Below are 16,854 nucleotides of genomic sequence, written 5' to 3'. Positions count from 1 at the left end.
CTTAAGGGATGTAGGTCCAGGTCGGCCCGGCGGTGCGTCCGCCGTGACCGGGCAGGGGCACCCGCATCAGCTGCTGCGCCTCGTCCCGCAGCCGGTACATGACCGGAACCGCCTCGCGCAACCGCGCGGGCTCGCCGTCGAAGGCCCGGTCAAGCTCGCGCAGCAGCAGGCTCCAGGTCCCGTTGAACCGGGCCGAAAGCGCTGCGATGTCCGGGTGATCCGCGTAAAGTGGCTCGGTTGGGTCGTCGATCATGGGCGAGACCGCACTCCAGTCCACCGCCAGATCGCCGCCCGTCGGCACGTCGGTATCCTCTGCACGGTAGTAGCGGCTGTGCAGGATCTCGTTGAATTTGAAGAAATGGGCGATGTCCTCGACCGGGCCCTGGTCCGGCCGCTCTGGACCGGGGATCGGGTCGTTGTCGCCGGCACGTCCCCCGGAGTCGGCACCTTCGCCTTCTTCCATGATCTCGCGGATCGCCTCGAGCGCCCGGTCGCGCCGCTCCTGCGGCGTTCCGCGGATCGCGATCACGTGCCCGCCCGCACCGTAGTAATCCTCGGGGCCGATCTGCCGCGCCTCGTCACCGGTGAAGACCCGCTCGGGCCCATGGGCGTCGCAGAGTTCGTCCATCTTCTTGCGCACGCAGCGATAGAACCCGCCGATGGTATGGTAATCCTCGCCATGGTCTCCGTCCGGCGCGGTCTCGATCTTGCGGAAGACCTTCACCTGCTCGGGCGTGAAGCGTCGCAAGCCGACGGTCGGGCCGCGACCGTCTAGAAGCGTCGCGGGATAGGTCGGCGGGTTCGCCGTAAAGACCGGCGTGCCGCCAACCGCGTTCAGCACATTGGCGACCAGCGTCATGTGCAGCATTTCCTCGACCATCACCTGACGGATCACCTCGATCGGCTCGGCGTTGACGATGACCGGCTCGGACCGGTCGTACTGGCCCTGTTGCAGGATCGAGTAGCAGGCCGTCGCATAGGGCGGGATGGTCGTAAGCTCCAGCGTCAGCGCCTGCTGAAGCAGGCCCCGCAGATCTTTGAGGTCGGTTTCGAGCGTGTCAGAGGTCATGCGGCAGCCTGCTTGCCAAGAGCTTTCAGGATCGCGTCGCCGGCCTTGAAGGCCAGCGCCGCCAGGGTCAGCGTCGGGTTCGAGGTGGCGATGGTCGGCATCGACCCGCACCCGACCATCCACAGGTTTTCATGGTCCCAAGTCCGCATCTCGTCATCGGTGACCGAGTGCATCCGGTCGGTTCCCATGCGGTGCGTGCCCACCAGGTGCCCGGCGCCGAACACGGTGTAGCCGCGCCCGTCGTAGGTGTAGTAGCCCGCCGCCGAAGGATCGTACTCAGTCCGGTCGTGGACACCGAGGCGCCGGAAGATCTGCATGCAGACGTCATGCGCCATCGCGAGGCCCGCGCGGGAGTAGTCGTCAATGTCATAGCTGATGACCGGACGGAACTCGCCCATCGGTGTGCGGTAGGCCGGGTCGATCGTCACCCTGTTGCTGGCGCGCGGAAGCTGCTCGACAAGCATGCCGATACGCACCTGGCGCTGCACCTCGTGGAACAGTTTGTCCCGCAATGCGCGTCCGAAAAGGTTCTCGTCCCCGACCATGCGCGCCACGTCCGATGTCGGCGAGCCTGCCGCGAAGTTCCAGCCCCAGTTGCCGATCTCCAGCCGGAAGGCGCCTTTCTGATCGCGGAAGATCCCGTCCCGAAAACTGGCGATCCCCGAGGTGGATCCCGGCCCGCGGAACGGTCCGACATGTCGCGGCGCCGAGCCCCAGGCCATCATGTAGGGATGGTCCATGAGGTTGCGCCCGAGCTCGTGGCTGGTGGGGCAGAGCCCGGAGGCCAGCGCCAGCGTCACGTTCTCGATCGCGCCGCCGGCCAGCACGTACTGACGTCCCCTGGCGCGGCGCAAGTCGTATTGCGGCACGCCCGGGAACGGGTAGCGCTTGTAGACGATGGCCGAGACGCGACCGGCCTCGTCCAGTTCGATCTTCGAGGCGACCGCCTGCGTGACGATCCGAACCTGCTCGCCACCCCAGGCGCGGGCGTCGGCAAGGGTCTTCATGGCGTTGTACTTGGCCTGGATCGGGCAGATCGGAATGCAGCTCGAGTTGCCCTCGCAGCGCTGCCCCATGAACGCGAAGGCACCGGTCGCGCCGCGCGGCTGGAAAGGCTCGCTCCGGACGTCGTTACCGATGGGAATGCCGCCTTCCGGCACGGGGCGCGGGATAGAGTTCCGCCCGACCGGTGTGTTGGAGACCTTGAGGTCCACCACCTCCTCGGTCGTGACGCCTTTCTCATCCGTGCGCCGGTCGGTGACCACCGGCGTTCCATTCGCCTCGGCGAAGAAACCGTCCACCCAGGAATCCGGGATCGGCTTCATAGGGTAATCATAGCCTGGGGCGAAGAAGTCTTTCCCGTCATCGGGTCGAGAGGTGCGGATGCCCATCGCCTCAGGCGTTTGCGCCGAGGCCTCGCCGGACACGCCGATCTCCCATTCGGCGCGTTCGTAGTAGGGCCTCAGTTTCTCGTAATTGAACGGCCAGTCGACCCCAAGACCGAAACGGCTCTGCATCTCGAAATCTGCCGGGACCATCCGCAGGCTCGTGCCCAGCCAGTGCAGCGTCGTGCCGCCATAGGCCCGCAGGTAGTTGCTGCCGAAGGGCAGGGGGCCCTTCTGTACGAAATATCCCTGCGCATCTGGCGTCGTGCCCCTTACCGGGGTGATGTCCAGCACTGAAGGCGAGGGCAGCGTCGGCAGGTCCGGGTAGGGCGCGTTCGGCGTCTTGGCGAGCGCCAGGTAGTACTGGTCGAGATAGGAGCGGTAGGTCTCCCAGGTGTCGCCGTCATCCGCCCCGGCCTCGAGGATCAGCACCGAGCGCCCGGCCCGCACCAGCTCTTTCGCCAGGATCGCCCCGGCAATCCCCGCGCCCACGATAACGACGTCGAAAACGCGGTCCTCCTCCGGCAGCGCGCTCATTCGACTGCCCCCCGTTTCGGCGGCTCCTGCGCCCAGGCGCCGAACCCCTGCTGCTTTGCGCCCATCGGGTGCGCGCCGATGGCGTCCCAGACCAGTCCTTCCTTATAGGCCCGGGTCGAGATGATTTTCGCCACGTCGAAGCGCGAGGCGCCGAACCGGTTGCGCCAGTCCTCGGGCAGCGGCACCCACTGGCCGAGATACCAGAGCTGGATCAGCGCCCGCGCCACCGGTCCCAGCCGTACGTCGGAAAGGTAGATCCGTCGCACCTCGGCCTCCTGCGCCTCCGGCTCCAAGCCTTCCAGCCCTGACACCGGAGCTAGGAAGTCGCCCAGAACCTCACCGGGCAGAACCTGGCGGAACTGGTGCCAGTACTCGGGCGCGCACCCGGTGCCGCCAAGCTCGGCGCCGTCATATCCGGTCAGGATTACGCTGATCGCCATGAAGGCAGCGAAATCCGCGTCCCCCTCAGCCACGCTCATGACGATCCCCGTCGATGGCGTCGACATAGAAGCCGCGCGGCTCGATGCAGGCGGGCGGGCTGTCGAAGGTCTGCACTGCGACCGGAAGACTGGCGTGCGAGAACAGCGTTCGCATGTCCCGCGTCATGGCAAAATCGTTCTGTCCGATCTCGAGACGGAACTGCTTTGCCACCGCGCGCCCCGCGTCATTGTCGAGCATCGCCGTCTCGAACAGCCCGGCGATGGTCCAGCGGGTCCAGACGGTGCGCCCCAGGCCGGTCGCGAACTCGGGGATCGGCGTGCAGTTCGTGCGCGCCCACTGGTTCCCGGTCAAAACGCCCAGGTCGGCTTTCAGGTCGTAGACGAAGCTCTCGGGATCGTCAGGGTTCACCAGCTGGATCCACCAGTCCTGTGGCTGCACTGGAGGCTCCCCGATCAGCTTCGCATTCAGCGCCGGAACCTTGTAGTTGAACGTGCCGAAGAACTTCGGCTCGCCAAAGACTTCGCGCCCCGCCTCGACGGCGATCTTGTTGTCGGCGGCGACGTGCAGGCGCAGGTGACCGATCGTCTTGGTCTGGTCGCGCCCGTGCAGGTACTCGGTCAGGGTCATCTTCGGGACGCCCGGCACCCGGTTGCTCGGATAGGCGAGCAGATTGAACTCGACCTCGTTCACCGTGCCCAGCGAGTTGTCGTAGTGCGCCGTGTAGCGCTGGAAGTTCAGCAGGATCACCGCCCGATCCTTGCCGGTCTCGTCCGGGAATTTCGCAACGCACAGACCGGTGCCATCCACGAAGGGCTGCGCCGCCTCAACGCTGGTGTACCAGTACATCCACTGGCATTGCAGCGAGGCGTAGTAGAAGGGGAAGGCGTCGAATTTCTCAGGCAGCTTGGGCATCACGCCCGTCGCTGGTGTCTGGCGGCAGCTCTCGCCGACGCTTTCAGGCGTGGTCATGCAGTTCCCCTCTGTCGTCTCCGCCGTCTACCCGGCGGTTTTTTGTCACTTCACTTCTCTCAGGCGTCATATGTCCGGCAGGGCATGCAGCGCCTGACGGGCGGCAGCGGCGCCGGGATCGTCCTCGGGCAAGGCGCGAAGCAGATCCCGCAAGGCGGCGCCGGCATCGACCTGCGCCTGCGCGCTTCGGGCCAGCCGCGCAAGCTCGGTCGCCGCGCGCAGCAGCGGACCCCGGTGCCCCATGCGCCGCGCCGCTGCGACCGCTTCGCGCAGCCGCGCCTCGGCCGTCGGGTGATCGCCCCGGACCAGCGCGACGTTGCCGCGCAGCCGGGCCAGGCCGATGTGCCAGAATGCCTCCCCGGAGCGGTCCTCGAAGGCCGCGGCCTCGTCCAGCAGCCGCTCGGCCAGGTCGGCCTTGCCCAGCGACAGCGCGACATCCGCGTGCAGACCCAGGAAATAGCTCAGCCCCAGTTCCGAGCCGGTGCCGCGCCATTCCTCCAGGCCCTGCTCGATCATCTCCAGCGCCTTCGGCCCCAGTTCGGCCCGCCGCGCCCAGCCGTTCATTACGCGGCCCCAACCCAGCCAGAACTGGAACGAGTTCTCCTGACTCAGCGCGATCAGCCGGGCGGAACTGGCGCGCACAGCTTCCTCGTCGCCGGTGAACTGCTGCACCCAGGACCCGAAGGCCAGTGCGAAGCAGACGCTGAACGGATGGTCGGTCTCCTGGCTCAGGGTCAGCGCCTCGTCGATCGCTTGCCGCGCGCCCGCTGTGTCGCCGGAAAGCCAGCCCGACAGCCCGAGATACCCGCGCATGGCAACCGCCAGATCGACCACGTCGAAATCGAGGCCGCGCAACCGGTCCTTGCGGGTGATCTTGACGGCTGTTCCGGCGTGCAGATGCGTCAGCGCCTCCTCGGGCCGCCCGAGATAGGTCAGCACCGATCCGAACGACCGCTCGGTGATCGCCTCGGTCAGGGGTTGCCCCAGCTCTTTCGACAGCGAGGACAGCATCTCGGCCTGTTCGATCAGACCGCCATAGCGCCCGCCCAGCATCTCGGACCGGAACTGGCCGTAGATGACCTTGAACAACCGCTCCACTTCGCCGTATTGGCGGCAGAGCGCGCGGGCCCGGTCATAGGCCGCCAGCACGCTCTCGTGCGCGTAGCCTTTCACGAAGGCCAGCGGCACCGCGATCATTATCTGAAGGTCCATCTCGCGGCGATCGCGCGCTTCTCCCGGGGGGGTCTGGCGCAAGCACTCCAGCGCCGCTTCCAGATGCGTGATCGCCTCGACATTGGCGGACCGGCTCAGCGCCATGCGGGCGGATTCAACCCAGCAGCGCTCGGCGGCGGCGACGTCCCCGGCGCGCTGGTAGTGATAGCCGATGATCTCCGCCTCGCTCGGGGCGGCGCCGGGCAGCTCGGTTTCCAACACCTTGGCGATACGCCCGTGCCAGCGCGCCCGCGCGGCACGCAGCATCGACTGATATGCGGCCTCCTGCACCAGCGCGTGGCGGAACCGGTAGAGCTGTTCCTCGCCAGGCGTGTGCACGGGCACGATCAGGTCCGCATCGACCAGCTGATCCAGCGCGGCGGCGACTTCCTCCTGCGAGCGGCGCCGAACCCGGCTCAACACCGCGCCGCTGAATGTCCGGCCGATGGCGGCGGCGACCTGCGCGGTTTCCTTCGCCGAGGACAGCCGATCGAGCCGCGCCATAAGCGAATCCTGCAGCGATTCCGGGATCGCGTGCGACAGCTCGCCGGTAAAATCTCCGCCTTCGCCGAAGATGCCGGCCTCGATCAGCATCTTGGTGAGTTCCTCGATGAACAGCGGCACTCCGTCGGTGCGGGCGACGATCTGGTCGAGCAGCAGGTCGTGGGGGCGCGCGCCGGCAATGCTCTCGATCAGACGGATCGTGTCGCGGCGGCCGAAGCGGTTCAGCTCCAGCGAGGTGACATGCGCCAGGTTGCGCCACTGCGGAACGAACTCGGGTCGGGCAGTGATCAGCACCAGGCAGCGCCTTCCCGACAGCCCATCGATCCAGCGCGAGACCAGTTCCAACGTCGTCGGGTCGATCCAGTGCGCGTCTTCCATGACCAGCAGCAGCGGCCGGTCCCGCTCAAGCCCCGAGAGGATCTGCAGCAGGGCATCGATGATCAGGCTCTTCTCGCGGTCAGGCGAGGCGGGGGCCGCGGCATCGAGCGCATCGGTGATCCCCATCAGCCGGGCGATAGGCGCGGCGGTTGCCGGGTCCATGCCGAGCCCTTCGACGAAGGTTTCGATACGCGCCCGCTGTTCGGCCGGTGCGCTCCCGACGGGCAAATCGATCAGCTCGGACAGCGCGGCTTTCACCGGGTGGAAGGCGCTGTTCTTGTAGAGAGACGAGCCATAGAGCGTCAGCTGACGCATTCCGTCGCTGACGATGCCCTGGCCCAGGGCGAAGACGATCCGCGACTTTCCGATCCCGGCCTCGCCGGTGATCACCAGCACCTGGCCGTCGTTCTCGTTCGCCGCATCCCAGCGGTTCTCGACCAGCGCGATCTCTGCGCTGCGGCCGATCAGCGGTGTGCCGTCGCGCCCGAAATCGCGGCGCGCGCCGTCAAGCCCGGAGGCCGGCCGCCGCACCGAATAAAGCTCGATCGGCGCCGATACGCCTGCAAGATCCGGGGTGCCTGCCGAGTCGAACTCCAGCTGCGTGCCGATCAACCGCCGCGTCACCGCCGAGACGACGACCTGGCCCGGTTTGGCGAAGGACTGGATGCGGGCGGCCACGTTCGGCGTGTCGCCATAGAGCGCCATCTGCTCGGTCACGGTGCCGCTGGCGTTCTCGCTCACGACCACCGGCCCGGTGTGCAGGCCGACCCGGACCCGCGTTGTGATCGACGGATTCGGGTGCTGCGCTCCGACCGAGGGCGCGCGCTCGACGATATCGAGCGCGGCGAGTGCCGCGGCGAATGTTCCGCCCTCGTGCGCGACCGGATAGCCGAAGAGCGCCACGACGCCGTCGCCGACGAAATTCGAAATCCGCCCGCCGTAGGTTTCGACGATCTCGGTGACCACGGTGCGGTACTGCGCGATCAGTTCGCGGTAGTCCTCGGGGTCCATGAGTTCGGAAACCGTAGTAGAGCCTACGAGATCGCTGAACAGCACCGTCAGTTGCCGACGCTCGGCGACATCCTGGGCGGGTTCGGCGGAAGGGATCTCGGCCTGCACCGGCTCGGATAGGGTCTCGACCTGCGCGCCGCAGCCGATGCAGAACTTCGCGCCGGCGATCAGCTCCTCGCCGCACGAGACGCAGCCCTCCGGCAGCTTGGTCCCGCACTCCATGCAGAACTTCGCCCGCCCCGGGTTCTCGGCTCTGCAGTCGGCGCAGCGCATGTGATCTGTTCCCCCCATACCCGCTGCGACGCCCGGCTGGCGCACCCGGCTGCGGACCCGTTTTGTCTGGTCGCAAGAAGTACCGGCGCGGAGCGCGAGAATTTGACGCGAAAACAACCTGCGGGATCAAGCCTTTCCGTGCCCGGATTGTGATTTTACGCCCAGGAGCCTGCGGTCTCGTCAGAGGCCGGCGTCCCGGAAGACCTGCGTCATCCGCATCAGCCGTCGCGCGAGGTAGCCGGCGGCGGCGCGGTGAAGCTCCAGTGCAACAGGCTGCCCCCCCGGCAACCGGTCGAGCGCGTCGAGATCGATCCGAACCACCTCGGAGGCTTCGTCGGCGATCACGGTTGCGGTGCGCGGCACTCCTGCATAGTGAGCGATCTCGCCCACCACCGCGCCGGGATGGAACCGCGCGACCACCAGCGGGCGGCCCTCGGCGGTCCCGGTCTCGGCGCGCAACTGGCCGGAGCGAAGCTGGTAGATGGTGGCGGACCTGTCGCCCTCTTGGAGAAGGACGTCCCCGGGTTTCAGCGACAGGTGCTCGGTGAAGGCGGCGAAATCGACCTGTGGGTACCGCGCCGCGAGGTCCGCCAGCGGATCGAAGTCGTGCCCCGGCCGGGGCTCTGCCGCCAGCAGTTCCTCTTCCAGATCGATCAGCGCGTCGTCGAGCTTTTCGACCCGGCGCACGTCGCCCGACAGCTCAGCCGAGCGCGCCACCTGCCGTGCCTGCGCCTCGGAAAGCCCCGTTAGCACCAGGGCCACCCCGGCGCGCTCGCAAAGTTCGGACAGCCGGGACAACGCGAAGATGGCCGAGGTGTCCACCCCGGTCACATGCGCGAAGTCGAGGATCAGCCGGTCCATGCCCTGCGCCTTGCCCAGCTCGTGGCGCAGTCGGTCCAGAAGCCGGTTGGCGGTACCGAAGAAGATGAAGCCGGTCAGCTCGACGATCCGGGTACCCGCCCCGGCGCGGGCGAGGATCGCCATGTCCTCGGCACCGCGCTCGATCGAGGACCGCCGCACCGCCGCGGTGCTCTGTGCGCGCATCACGTCGAGCCCGGCGTAGGAGATCACGAACTGCGCGGCTGCCAGCAAGACGCCGACGGACAGCGCCTGCAGGAAGCCGAAAAGGCCGGCCACGACGACGATCAACAGGATGATCATCATATCCGAGACCGGCAGTCGGCGCCGCTGCACCCAGAGCCAGCGATAGAGCATGTCGAGCCCGAGATAGCCGATCACCGCCGCCATCAGCCCCGCCGGCAGCACGCCGATCAGCGAGGCGCCCATGAACAGAACCAGCGCCGTACCCGCGGCGACCGAGATCCCGGCCAAGACGTTGCCGAACCCCATGCGGTGCGCGAGCAGCGTCTCGCCCAGCAGGTGATAGCCGACGAAGCCGCCGGTCAGTCCCGCAGCGGCGTTGGCCGCGCCGATGGCCTTGAGGTCACGGTTGAGGTCCAGGTCGTGCCCGGTTGCAACCTCGATCCCACTGGCATTGAGCAGCGTGCCCAGCAGCACCATTGCAACGATCGCCAGCACCGTTGGCGCCTGCGTCATGACGATCATCCAGTCGGCCTCGGCCAGCAGGGCAGGGGAAAGACCCGCCAACAGGTTCCCGCCCTCGAACGGCCCCAGCAGCAGGCGCATGTCCGCTGCGTCCTGCACCGACAGGTCTGCGAGCCACAGCACCGCGAAGAAACCTGCACCGGAGATCAACAGCAATGCCGGCATCACGTAATCGCTCGCGATCAGCCGCGCGGCGACCACCATCACCGTCGCCACCGCCAGCCAGGGCAGCCAGCGCATCGGGTTGCCCTCGACGAACAGCAGGTGCAGCGACCAGACCGAAACTTCCTCCTTGATCATCATCCCGAGGCTGCCGAGCGTCAGCACCAGGCCGGTGGCCGCGAGAAACCCGCCGATCACCGAATAGGGAATGAAGCGCGCGATGAACCCCAGCCGGAACCTCCCGGCGAGGTAAAGCGACAACCCGGTCATCAGCGCCGCTGTCGCCAGCAGGGCCACGACGGTTGCGAACATCTGCTCGGGCGGGCGGTCCGCCATCGTTCCGGCGATTGCTGCCGAGGCCAGTGTCATCAGCACCGCCGGAATGTCCTGTGGATGGCAGACGACGCCCCGGTAGGAACAGAAGGCTGTGGCGACAATCGGCATGGTGATGCTGCCCAGAAGGCCGAGCCCGATCCCGCTGCTGAGGAACTGGCTCAGCGGGCCGCTGAAAACGATCGTGGCGAACGAGATCACGAAGGTGACCGACAGGGTCGCGACGACAAGCGCGCCGACCGCCGCGCGAAGCCAGGCCCCAACGCCTGCGCGGTCCGTCGCCGGGTGGGGATCGCTTGCTGCCGTCATGCCGGGTATTCGTTCCTTCACGTCCGCGCGGAGACTCGCCGATCGCCCCATGCCGGGCAAGATGTTTTCTTGGCAAACTGTGCTGATCCGGGATTTCGCGATCACCTCCGGTCACGAAATGATTATTCGCGGAAACCGGAAAAACCTTTCCGTTCGATGCGGCTAATCATTCCCGGCGGTTTGCGTAGATGGGTCCCGGAAAGGAGACCACATCATGGCACCACTCGACAGCGACGGCTTCGGCACCACCCAGGACATCACCCACTTCGCCAAGGCGCGGTACACCGCGAAGGCCTACGACCCGGCGAAGAAGATCAGCGACGACAAGATCGAGAAGATCAAGGAGTTGCTGCGCTTCAGCCCCTCGAGCGTCAACGGCCAGCCCTGGCATTTCATTCTGGCCTCGACGGACGAGGGCAAGGCGCGCATCGCGCGCTCGGTCGAACAGTCCTACCCGTTCAACCGCGACTCGATCCTGAACGCCTCGCATGTCGTGGTGTTCGCCAGCCGTCTCGAGATGACCGAGGACCACCTGGAGCGGGTCCTGGATCAGGAAGAGAAAGACGGCCGCTTCGCCGCGGATCCCGAAGCCTTCAAGGCACAGATGGACGGCGGCCGCCGGATGTTCATCAATATCCACAAGCAGGATCTGAAGGACCTTCAGCACTGGGCCGACAAGCAGGTGTATCTGAACCTCGGCCAGTTCCTGTTGGGCGTGGCCACCATGGGCATCGACGCGACGCCGATGGAAGGCTTCGAGCCGAAGATCCTCGACCAGGAATTCGGTCTGCGCGAGCAGGGCTTCAGCGCGGTCGTGGTGGTTCCCATCGGCTACCGTAAGGACGGCACCGACTACAACGCCGACCTGCCCAAGTCCCGGCTGGCCTACGACGACATCCTCACCGAAGTCTGATCCCGCAACGGGGCCGGCTCTCCCCCCATCGTGAGCCGAGCCGCGGGAGACAGCGCGGAAGGTGCGCGCGGCTCCCCTCGCAGTGCACCTTCCGGGTCTAATTTTCTTAGCGAAACGGCCTCAGAAGAGGCCGTTGTCGTTTTTCGACTGTCCGGTGATTTCCTGCAGCACGTCCCAGTGCTCGACGACCTTGCCGTTTTCATCCAGACGGAAGATGTCGATCCCGGCATATTCCAGTCCCTCGGGCCAGATCTGGTGGCAGTGCAGGATCACGTGATCCCCCTCGGCGAAGGCGCGTTTCACGATCACCTTCTTGCCCGGGTACTCCGCCGCCATCCGCTCGAAATAGTCGATGAAACCCTGCTTGCCGTCCTCGACGTGCGGGTTGTGCTGGATGTACTCGTCACCGACGTAGGCCGCGATCGCCTTGGCGGGTTCGCAATCGTTGAACATCATCTCGTAGAAGGCGATGACGTTGCGCTTGTTCTGCTCGAGATCGGGCATCGGGCTCTCCTTGCTGTCCGATCTCGCCTTAGCACGCATACCTGCGCCGAGGGCTTGCGTTCGTGACCCCGGTCCTACGGTTCGCCGCCGCACGGTTGCCATATTTCGGGCGGTCGCTCGCCGATCAGCTGCCGACCACAGAATGGTCTGGAAATGAGGCTACCACTCGGGAACCAATTCGAGCGGGGTCTTCCCCGTTTCGTATTCAGACAAGTTTCCGCCACAGAATCCGCACGGTATCCCCTCAATCGCGTGTTTACGTCTCGGCAGGTGAAAAGGTTCCCGTCATTTTAACTATGTATTGCTGAGAAGGTGCAGAGCGGCGGCCGGATCGAAGGAACGATCGCGACATGACCATTCTCCCCTCAAAGACCTCTCCCGTCCTCGAGCGACTTGCCGACCGGCACTATTCCGGCATGCCCGGCGATTATCGCGACTTCGGTCACAAGGGCGCGCTCGAGCTGAACCGCGGCACGGTTTCGCTGAACTTCAAGGCCGATGTGCTCTACGGCGACATGGCGCTTATCTCGAAGGACCTGTCGGGGCAGGGGGCGGGGCAGTTTACCGTATGGATCAAGGACGGCACGCTTCTGGTCACGCAGGAAAGCGGGTCGGGGACCGAGTACCTCAAAGTGCCTGAACTGGTGCTTGCCGCAGACACCACCTATCACCTGGCGATGAGCTTCGGGAAGAAGGGGCTCGAAGTCTGGTTGAACGGTCAACTCGTCGCCTCGGAGCCGGAATTCAAGCAGGGCATCGGCGGCAATGACGCCCCGCTGGTCGTGGGCGCGACCCGCGCCTGGCGGAGCGAGCCGACCGACGAGGCGCACAGCCTTTTCCGCGGCACGATCGGCGACGTGCAGGTCTACAATCGGCAGTTGGGGCAGGACGACATGGCGGCGCTGGCCGCCGAGGCCGATCCGGCGCTGGGCATGGCCGCCGCAATGGCGCACGACATGGCCGACCTGCTGCCGGCCTTCGAGCAGATGCACCATGGCTCGGACACGCTGCGCGAGCTCGCCGAGGACTATGGCCTCTCCGAGCATGGCCACATGATGCGCCCGCTCGAGATGAAACGCGCCGGGCGCGGCGACAACGAACTGGAGGGCGGCGCGGGCGACGACGGGCTCGACGGCAACCTCGGGGACGATCTGGTCGACGGCAAGGACGGCGCCGACGTGCTGCAGGGGGGCTACGGAAACGACACGGTTCTGGGCGGTCGCGGCAACGACGTGCTCGACGGCGGGCATGGCGAGGATCGGCTACTGGGCGGGGCGGGGAACGATCTGCTGATCTCGCGTTCGGACGCGCGCGAGCCCGAGATCGCCCGGGTGCCGGGCCGCGACGAGCGCGATCCCTACGGCGAGCTGACCAAGGGCAAACTCTATCCGAAGCAGCCGATCAATGGCGATGACGAGATGACCGGCGGGGGCGGCGCCGACGTCTTCTACTTCCAGACGCTGATCAACGCGAAGAAGCGCTACATCGAGAAGCACACCAACGACGACGGCACGATCCGTTGGCACGGCGTTGCAGGCGAGAACGACAAGCTGCACGATCACTGGGTGGATCAGATCGGCCATGACGTGGTGACCGACTACAACCGGGCCGAGGGCGACCGGCTGGTGATCGAGGGTCACACGACCAAGATCAAATCGATCAGCTATGCGGATTCGAATGGCGACGGGGTCATGGACCGCTCGCTGATCAAGCTCTACTCCGACCAGGGTTCGGGCGGCGGGGCGCACCACATGGACAGCCTCGGCCGGATCACCGTCTACGGCGACCTGGTGAAGCGCTCGGACATCGAAACCACCGCGGCCCCCGCGTACGGTATCGTCGCCACCTCCGCCGATATCCGCGACGCCGTGCGCCCCACGGACATGGCCGAGGAACGCGGGCCGATCCGCAAACCCGCAGTGCTGCCGGGGCTCGAGGACATGATGCTCGCCAGTGGCGCGGCCCCTGTGCTGGCGATCCCCACGGCGCAGGATATCGCCGGGCAGTCCCAGAACGCGCTCGTGTTCGAGCATGACGACGCGCTGGCCCTGCGCAACGGCACGATCGCGCTGCGCTTCACAACCGGCGCCGAGTTGACCTGGGGCGCGCTTTTCTCGAAGGATGCGTCCGGCAACGGTCGCGGCGGGCACCTGACCGCCTTTGTCGAAGAGGACGGCGATCTGGTCGTGCGGCTGCAGACCGCCACCGACTCGCACTGGCTTGTCGCCTCGAACGTGATCCGCGCCGACAGCGCCTACGATCTGGCCTTCAGCTTCGGCAGGGACGGCGCCGCGCTCTGGCTCGACGGGGTGAAGGTCGCCTATGACCAGGACGTGACCCAGCACCTGTTCCGCAACGCCGAGGCGCTGATCGTCGGCGCCAATGGCTGGAACAGCACGCCCGGCAAGGCCGACATGATCCACAGCGGTTTCAACGGCACCGTCGAGGAGTTTGCCGTCTACCGCAAGGCGCTCGAGGCCGACGCGCTCTTTGGTGACAGCAAGGCCGAAGGCGTACTAGCCCTCGACGGTTCCGCCACGCTCTACCGGTTCGCGCTGGACGACAAGGGCAGGCTGGAGCTGACCCGAGGCAACGAGACGCAGACCGTCCCCGATGACACACGGTTCCTCGAGTTCGAAGATCTGACGGCACGTCCGGAGCACGTCCAAATCGGCAACTGGCGGGACGATACGCTGCACGGCACCAATGCGTCGGACATCCTTGTCGGACGGCGTGGCGCGGACATGCTGCACGGCGGCGACCACGATGACCTGCTCGACGGCGGCGCGGGGGACGACAGGCTCTATGCCGGGGACGGCCGCGATACCCTGCTCGGCGGGCAGGGCGACGACTATCTCGACGGCGGTGCGCACCGGGACCTGCTGAAGGGTGGTCTCGGCGACGACGAACTGAAGGGCGGCGGCGCCAACGACAGGCTCTACGGCGGGCTCGGCAACGACATGATCTTCGGCAACTCCTGGGGCATGGCAGGCGGCCCGGCCGAGCGTGATAGGGCCTATTTCGACGGTGAGTTCGCCGACTACGACATCACCTCCGAGACCTATTTCAACAGTGGTCGAGGAAAGGACGCGGTGCGACTGGTGGTGGAAGACAGCTTCGACGGCGGCGCAGATGGCACATACGAGGGCCGCGACCTGCTCTACGATGTCGACGCGCTGGTCTTCACGGATCTCACCGTCTCGGTCAGCGACCTGCTCTGATGCGTTTGCTGTCAGGGACTACCTGGCCTCACGTATCAGCAGCGAGCGCAGCCGTACCGCCTACAGCTCAACGAACTGCTCTATGGAGCGCCGGCGTGGAACTGGCGTTGAGCGCTAAGTCAAACTTGTGAGTCATCGAGGCGGAGAGGGGCCGGTAGGTGGTCGCCGACGGCATCTTCCTCGAGATGTCGGTCTCGGCAGACAACGTCTGACCCCCACGGGGTACGTCACAGTCACTTCCCTCGGTAAAGCCAGCGTTTCGTTGACTTTCCGGGGCAGGGGCCGGACAGTTTGCCCGCTCTGATTTCCGTCCGGCGCGGCCGAGGTCTAGGCAGCAGGCCGAAGTCGCATATGGTGGGAACATGCTGGCTCCGCTTCTGATTGGCAGCGCGATGGTCGTCGGCAACATGGCGATCCAGATCGCGATCATGCTGTTCGCCATCCGCCGCATGGCGATGATGACGGAACGCCTCGGCGTCAAGCAAACCTGGCTGTTCCAGACCCGCATCCTCGGCGGGATGGTCCTGATCCTTTTCTTCGGCCACGTGCTCCAGTTCGCGACCTGGGCCGTGCTTTTCATGTGGCTTGGCGAGTTCACCGACTTCGCCACGGCCTTCTACCACTCGGCGGTCAACTTCACCTCGCTCGGCTACGGCGACATCGTCATGAGCGAGCGCTGGCGCCTGCTGGGTCCGTTCGACGCGGCGAACGGCGTGCTGATGTTCGGCCTGTCCGCCGGCGCGATCCTGTCGGTCATGCAGTTTCTCATGAATTCCGCGCGGTCCGGGCGCAGCCCCGATCCGCGACGCTCACCCGAACAGGAATAGACCATGCACGCGCAACTCGCCGTTCTCGCGATTTTCGTCTTTCTCTACAGCGTGGTGTCGAAGCGGCTGGAGCGAACCGTCGTCTCCGGTCCGATGATCTTCGTCACCGTCGGCTTCGTCATGGGTCCCGGGGTGCTCGGCTGGTTCCCGGGCGAGGATCCCGACGCGCTCCTGCGCACGCTCGCCGACCTGACGCTGGCCCTGTTTCTCTTCATCGACGCGGCCAACGCGGATCTGCCGACGCTGCGAAAGGGCTATGCGATCCCCGGCCGGATGCTCCTCTTCGGCCTGCCGGGGGCGATCGTCCTCGGGTTCATCCTGGCGTTCCTGATGTTCGATGCGCTGAGCGTCTACGAGGCAGCGATGCTCGCCACCATGCTGGCGGCTACCGACGCTGCGCTCGGCAAGGCGGTGATCACCAACCCGGCAGTCCCGGCGCGGCTGCGCGAAGGGCTGAACGTCGAAAGCGGCATGAACGACGGGCTGTGTGTGCCGATCCTGTTCCTCTTCATCGCGCTCGAGCTTGGCCGCCACGAGGGCACCGGCCACGGGCTGACCCTGCTGGCCGAGGAACTGGGCATCGGCATGCTGGTCGGCGTTGGCCTGACCTTCGTTGGTGGCTGGCTGCTGCGGATCTGCTGGCGCCGGGGCTGGGTGTCGGACATCTGGCTTCAGATGAGCACTGTCGCGCTTGCCCTCGCCTGTTTCGCGACGGCGCAGAGCCTGCACGGCAGCGGCTACATCGCCGCTTTCACCGGCGGGATGCTGTTCGGCTTTATCGCCCGCGACAGCACCCACAAGCTGGTGCACGGGGCCGAGGGCATCGGAGAGACGCTGGCGCTGCTGACCTGGCTTCTGTTCGGCGTTGCGGTGGTCGGCGAGATCCTCGACCAGGCGACCTGGCAGGTGGTCGCCTTCGCGCTGCTCAGCCTGACGCTGACGCGGGTCCTGCCGAACTACCTCGCGCTGTCCGGCACCGGAGAGACGCCCGCCAGCCGGCTCTTCCTCGGCTGGTTCGGTCCGCGAGGCCTCGCCAGCATCGTTTTCGCGATCATCGTCCTGCAGGAGGGCGTTCCGGGCGGCGAGCTGATCGCCCTGGTCGTCGCCTGTACGGTCATGCTGAGCCTTGTGCTGCACGGCATTACCGCAAATCCAATGGCGCGCTGGATCGCCCGTGTGGACAGCGGCGGGTCGTGAGGCACCGCGCTTTCCTCTCGGGCAAGCGACGCACCGATCAGCC

11 protein-coding genes are annotated in these 16,854 nt (G+C 66.3%); 4 read left to right on the top strand and 7 right to left on the bottom strand.

From position 1 onward, the window contains the following. Position 1: 1 nt before the first annotated feature. The 6 genes from ACW9UR_RS13870 to ACW9UR_RS13845 form a co-directional block, all read right to left on the bottom strand. A complete protein-coding gene (locus tag ACW9UR_RS13870; RefSeq protein WP_458917589.1) occupies positions 2–1,069 on the bottom strand; it encodes a ferritin-like domain-containing protein in 1,068 nt (355 codons plus the stop codon). Further along, the gene (locus ACW9UR_RS13865; protein ID WP_458917588.1) at positions 1,066–2,991 is read right to left on the bottom strand and encodes a GMC family oxidoreductase; all 1,926 of its coding nucleotides are present in this window, start codon (positions 2,989–2,991) and stop codon (positions 1,066–1,068) included. The genes ACW9UR_RS13870 and ACW9UR_RS13865 overlap by 4 nt, the downstream gene beginning before the upstream one ends. After that, complete coding sequence (locus ACW9UR_RS13860; protein ID WP_458917587.1) at positions 2,988–3,470, bottom strand: hypothetical protein; 483 nt, start codon at positions 3,468–3,470, stop codon at positions 2,988–2,990. The genes ACW9UR_RS13865 and ACW9UR_RS13860 overlap by 4 nt, the downstream gene beginning before the upstream one ends. Further along, a complete protein-coding gene (locus tag ACW9UR_RS13855) occupies positions 3,457–4,401 on the bottom strand; it encodes a hypothetical protein (RefSeq protein ID WP_458917586.1) in 945 nt (314 codons plus the stop codon). The genes ACW9UR_RS13860 and ACW9UR_RS13855 overlap by 14 nt, the downstream gene beginning before the upstream one ends. 66 nt (positions 4,402–4,467) lie before the next feature. Then, positions 4,468–7,779 carry an adenylate/guanylate cyclase domain-containing protein gene (locus ACW9UR_RS13850; protein WP_458917585.1) on the bottom strand — a complete coding sequence of 1,104 codons (3,312 nt, stop codon included), beginning with the start codon at positions 7,777–7,779 and terminating at the stop codon, positions 4,468–4,470. Between the two features lie 180 nt (positions 7,780–7,959). After that, entirely contained in the window at positions 7,960–10,149 is a 2,190-nt protein-coding gene (locus ACW9UR_RS13845) for a SulP family inorganic anion transporter (RefSeq protein WP_458917584.1), read from the bottom strand. Positions 10,150–10,363: 214 nt separating this feature from the next. Here ACW9UR_RS13845 and nfsB point away from each other — a divergent pair, with 214 nt between their 5' ends. Continuing rightward, positions 10,364–11,062: an oxygen-insensitive NAD(P)H nitroreductase gene (gene nfsB, locus ACW9UR_RS13840; RefSeq protein WP_458917583.1), complete on the top strand. Its 699-nt coding sequence runs from the start codon at positions 10,364–10,366 to the stop codon at positions 11,060–11,062. A 120-nt stretch (positions 11,063–11,182) separates the two neighbouring features. On the opposite strand, the gene ACW9UR_RS13835 is transcribed toward nfsB, so the two are convergent. After that, positions 11,183–11,566: a nuclear transport factor 2 family protein gene (locus ACW9UR_RS13835; protein WP_458917582.1), complete on the bottom strand. Its 384-nt coding sequence runs from the start codon at positions 11,564–11,566 to the stop codon at positions 11,183–11,185. A 350-nt stretch (positions 11,567–11,916) separates the two neighbouring features. Here ACW9UR_RS13835 and ACW9UR_RS13830 point away from each other — a divergent pair, with 350 nt between their 5' ends. From ACW9UR_RS13830 to ACW9UR_RS13820, 3 genes are all read left to right on the top strand, one after another. Next, positions 11,917–14,787, top strand: a complete 2,871-nt coding sequence (locus tag ACW9UR_RS13830) for a LamG-like jellyroll fold domain-containing protein (protein WP_458917581.1) — start codon at positions 11,917–11,919, stop codon at positions 14,785–14,787. 362 nt (positions 14,788–15,149) lie between these two features. Beyond that, on the top strand, positions 15,150–15,614 hold the full coding sequence (locus ACW9UR_RS13825; RefSeq protein ID WP_458917580.1) for an ion channel: 465 nt from the start codon (positions 15,150–15,152) through the stop codon (positions 15,612–15,614). Between the two features lie 3 nt (positions 15,615–15,617). Next, the gene (locus tag ACW9UR_RS13820; protein ID WP_458917579.1) at positions 15,618–16,811 is read left to right on the top strand and encodes a cation:proton antiporter; all 1,194 of its coding nucleotides are present in this window, start codon (positions 15,618–15,620) and stop codon (positions 16,809–16,811) included. Positions 16,812–16,854 lie beyond the last annotated feature (43 nt).

The sequence above is a fragment of the Halovulum sp. GXIMD14794 genome, assembly GCF_054457455.1.
Note: the sequence above shows the minus strand (reverse complement) of the source record. Positions and strands in the feature narration are given on the sequence as shown.

What these genes read in the sequence shown, in the direction of transcription:
- ACW9UR_RS13870 (WP_458917589.1), bottom strand. Translation starts at nt 1,069, where the DNA reads ATGACCTCTGACACGCTCGAAACCGACCTCAAAGATCTGCGGGGCCTG.
- ACW9UR_RS13865 (WP_458917588.1), bottom strand. Translation starts at nt 2,991, where the DNA reads ATGAGCGCGCTGCCGGAGGAGGACCGCGTTTTCGACGTCGTTATCGTG.
- ACW9UR_RS13860 (WP_458917587.1), bottom strand. Translation starts at nt 3,470, where the DNA reads ATGAGCGTGGCTGAGGGGGACGCGGATTTCGCTGCCTTCATGGCGATC.
- ACW9UR_RS13855 (WP_458917586.1), bottom strand. Translation starts at nt 4,401, where the DNA reads ATGACCACGCCTGAAAGCGTCGGCGAGAGCTGCCGCCAGACACCAGCG.
- ACW9UR_RS13850 (WP_458917585.1), bottom strand. Translation starts at nt 7,779, where the DNA reads ATGCGCTGCGCCGACTGCAGAGCCGAGAACCCGGGGCGGGCGAAGTTC.
- ACW9UR_RS13845 (WP_458917584.1), bottom strand. Translation starts at nt 10,149, where the DNA reads ATGACGGCAGCAAGCGATCCCCACCCGGCGACGGACCGCGCAGGCGTT.
- nfsB (WP_458917583.1), top strand. Translation starts at nt 10,364, where the DNA reads ATGGCACCACTCGACAGCGACGGCTTCGGCACCACCCAGGACATCACC.
- ACW9UR_RS13835 (WP_458917582.1), bottom strand. Translation starts at nt 11,566, where the DNA reads ATGCCCGATCTCGAGCAGAACAAGCGCAACGTCATCGCCTTCTACGAG.
- ACW9UR_RS13830 (WP_458917581.1), top strand. Translation starts at nt 11,917, where the DNA reads ATGACCATTCTCCCCTCAAAGACCTCTCCCGTCCTCGAGCGACTTGCC.
- ACW9UR_RS13825 (WP_458917580.1), top strand. Translation starts at nt 15,150, where the DNA reads ATGCTGGCTCCGCTTCTGATTGGCAGCGCGATGGTCGTCGGCAACATG.
- ACW9UR_RS13820 (WP_458917579.1), top strand. Translation starts at nt 15,618, where the DNA reads ATGCACGCGCAACTCGCCGTTCTCGCGATTTTCGTCTTTCTCTACAGC.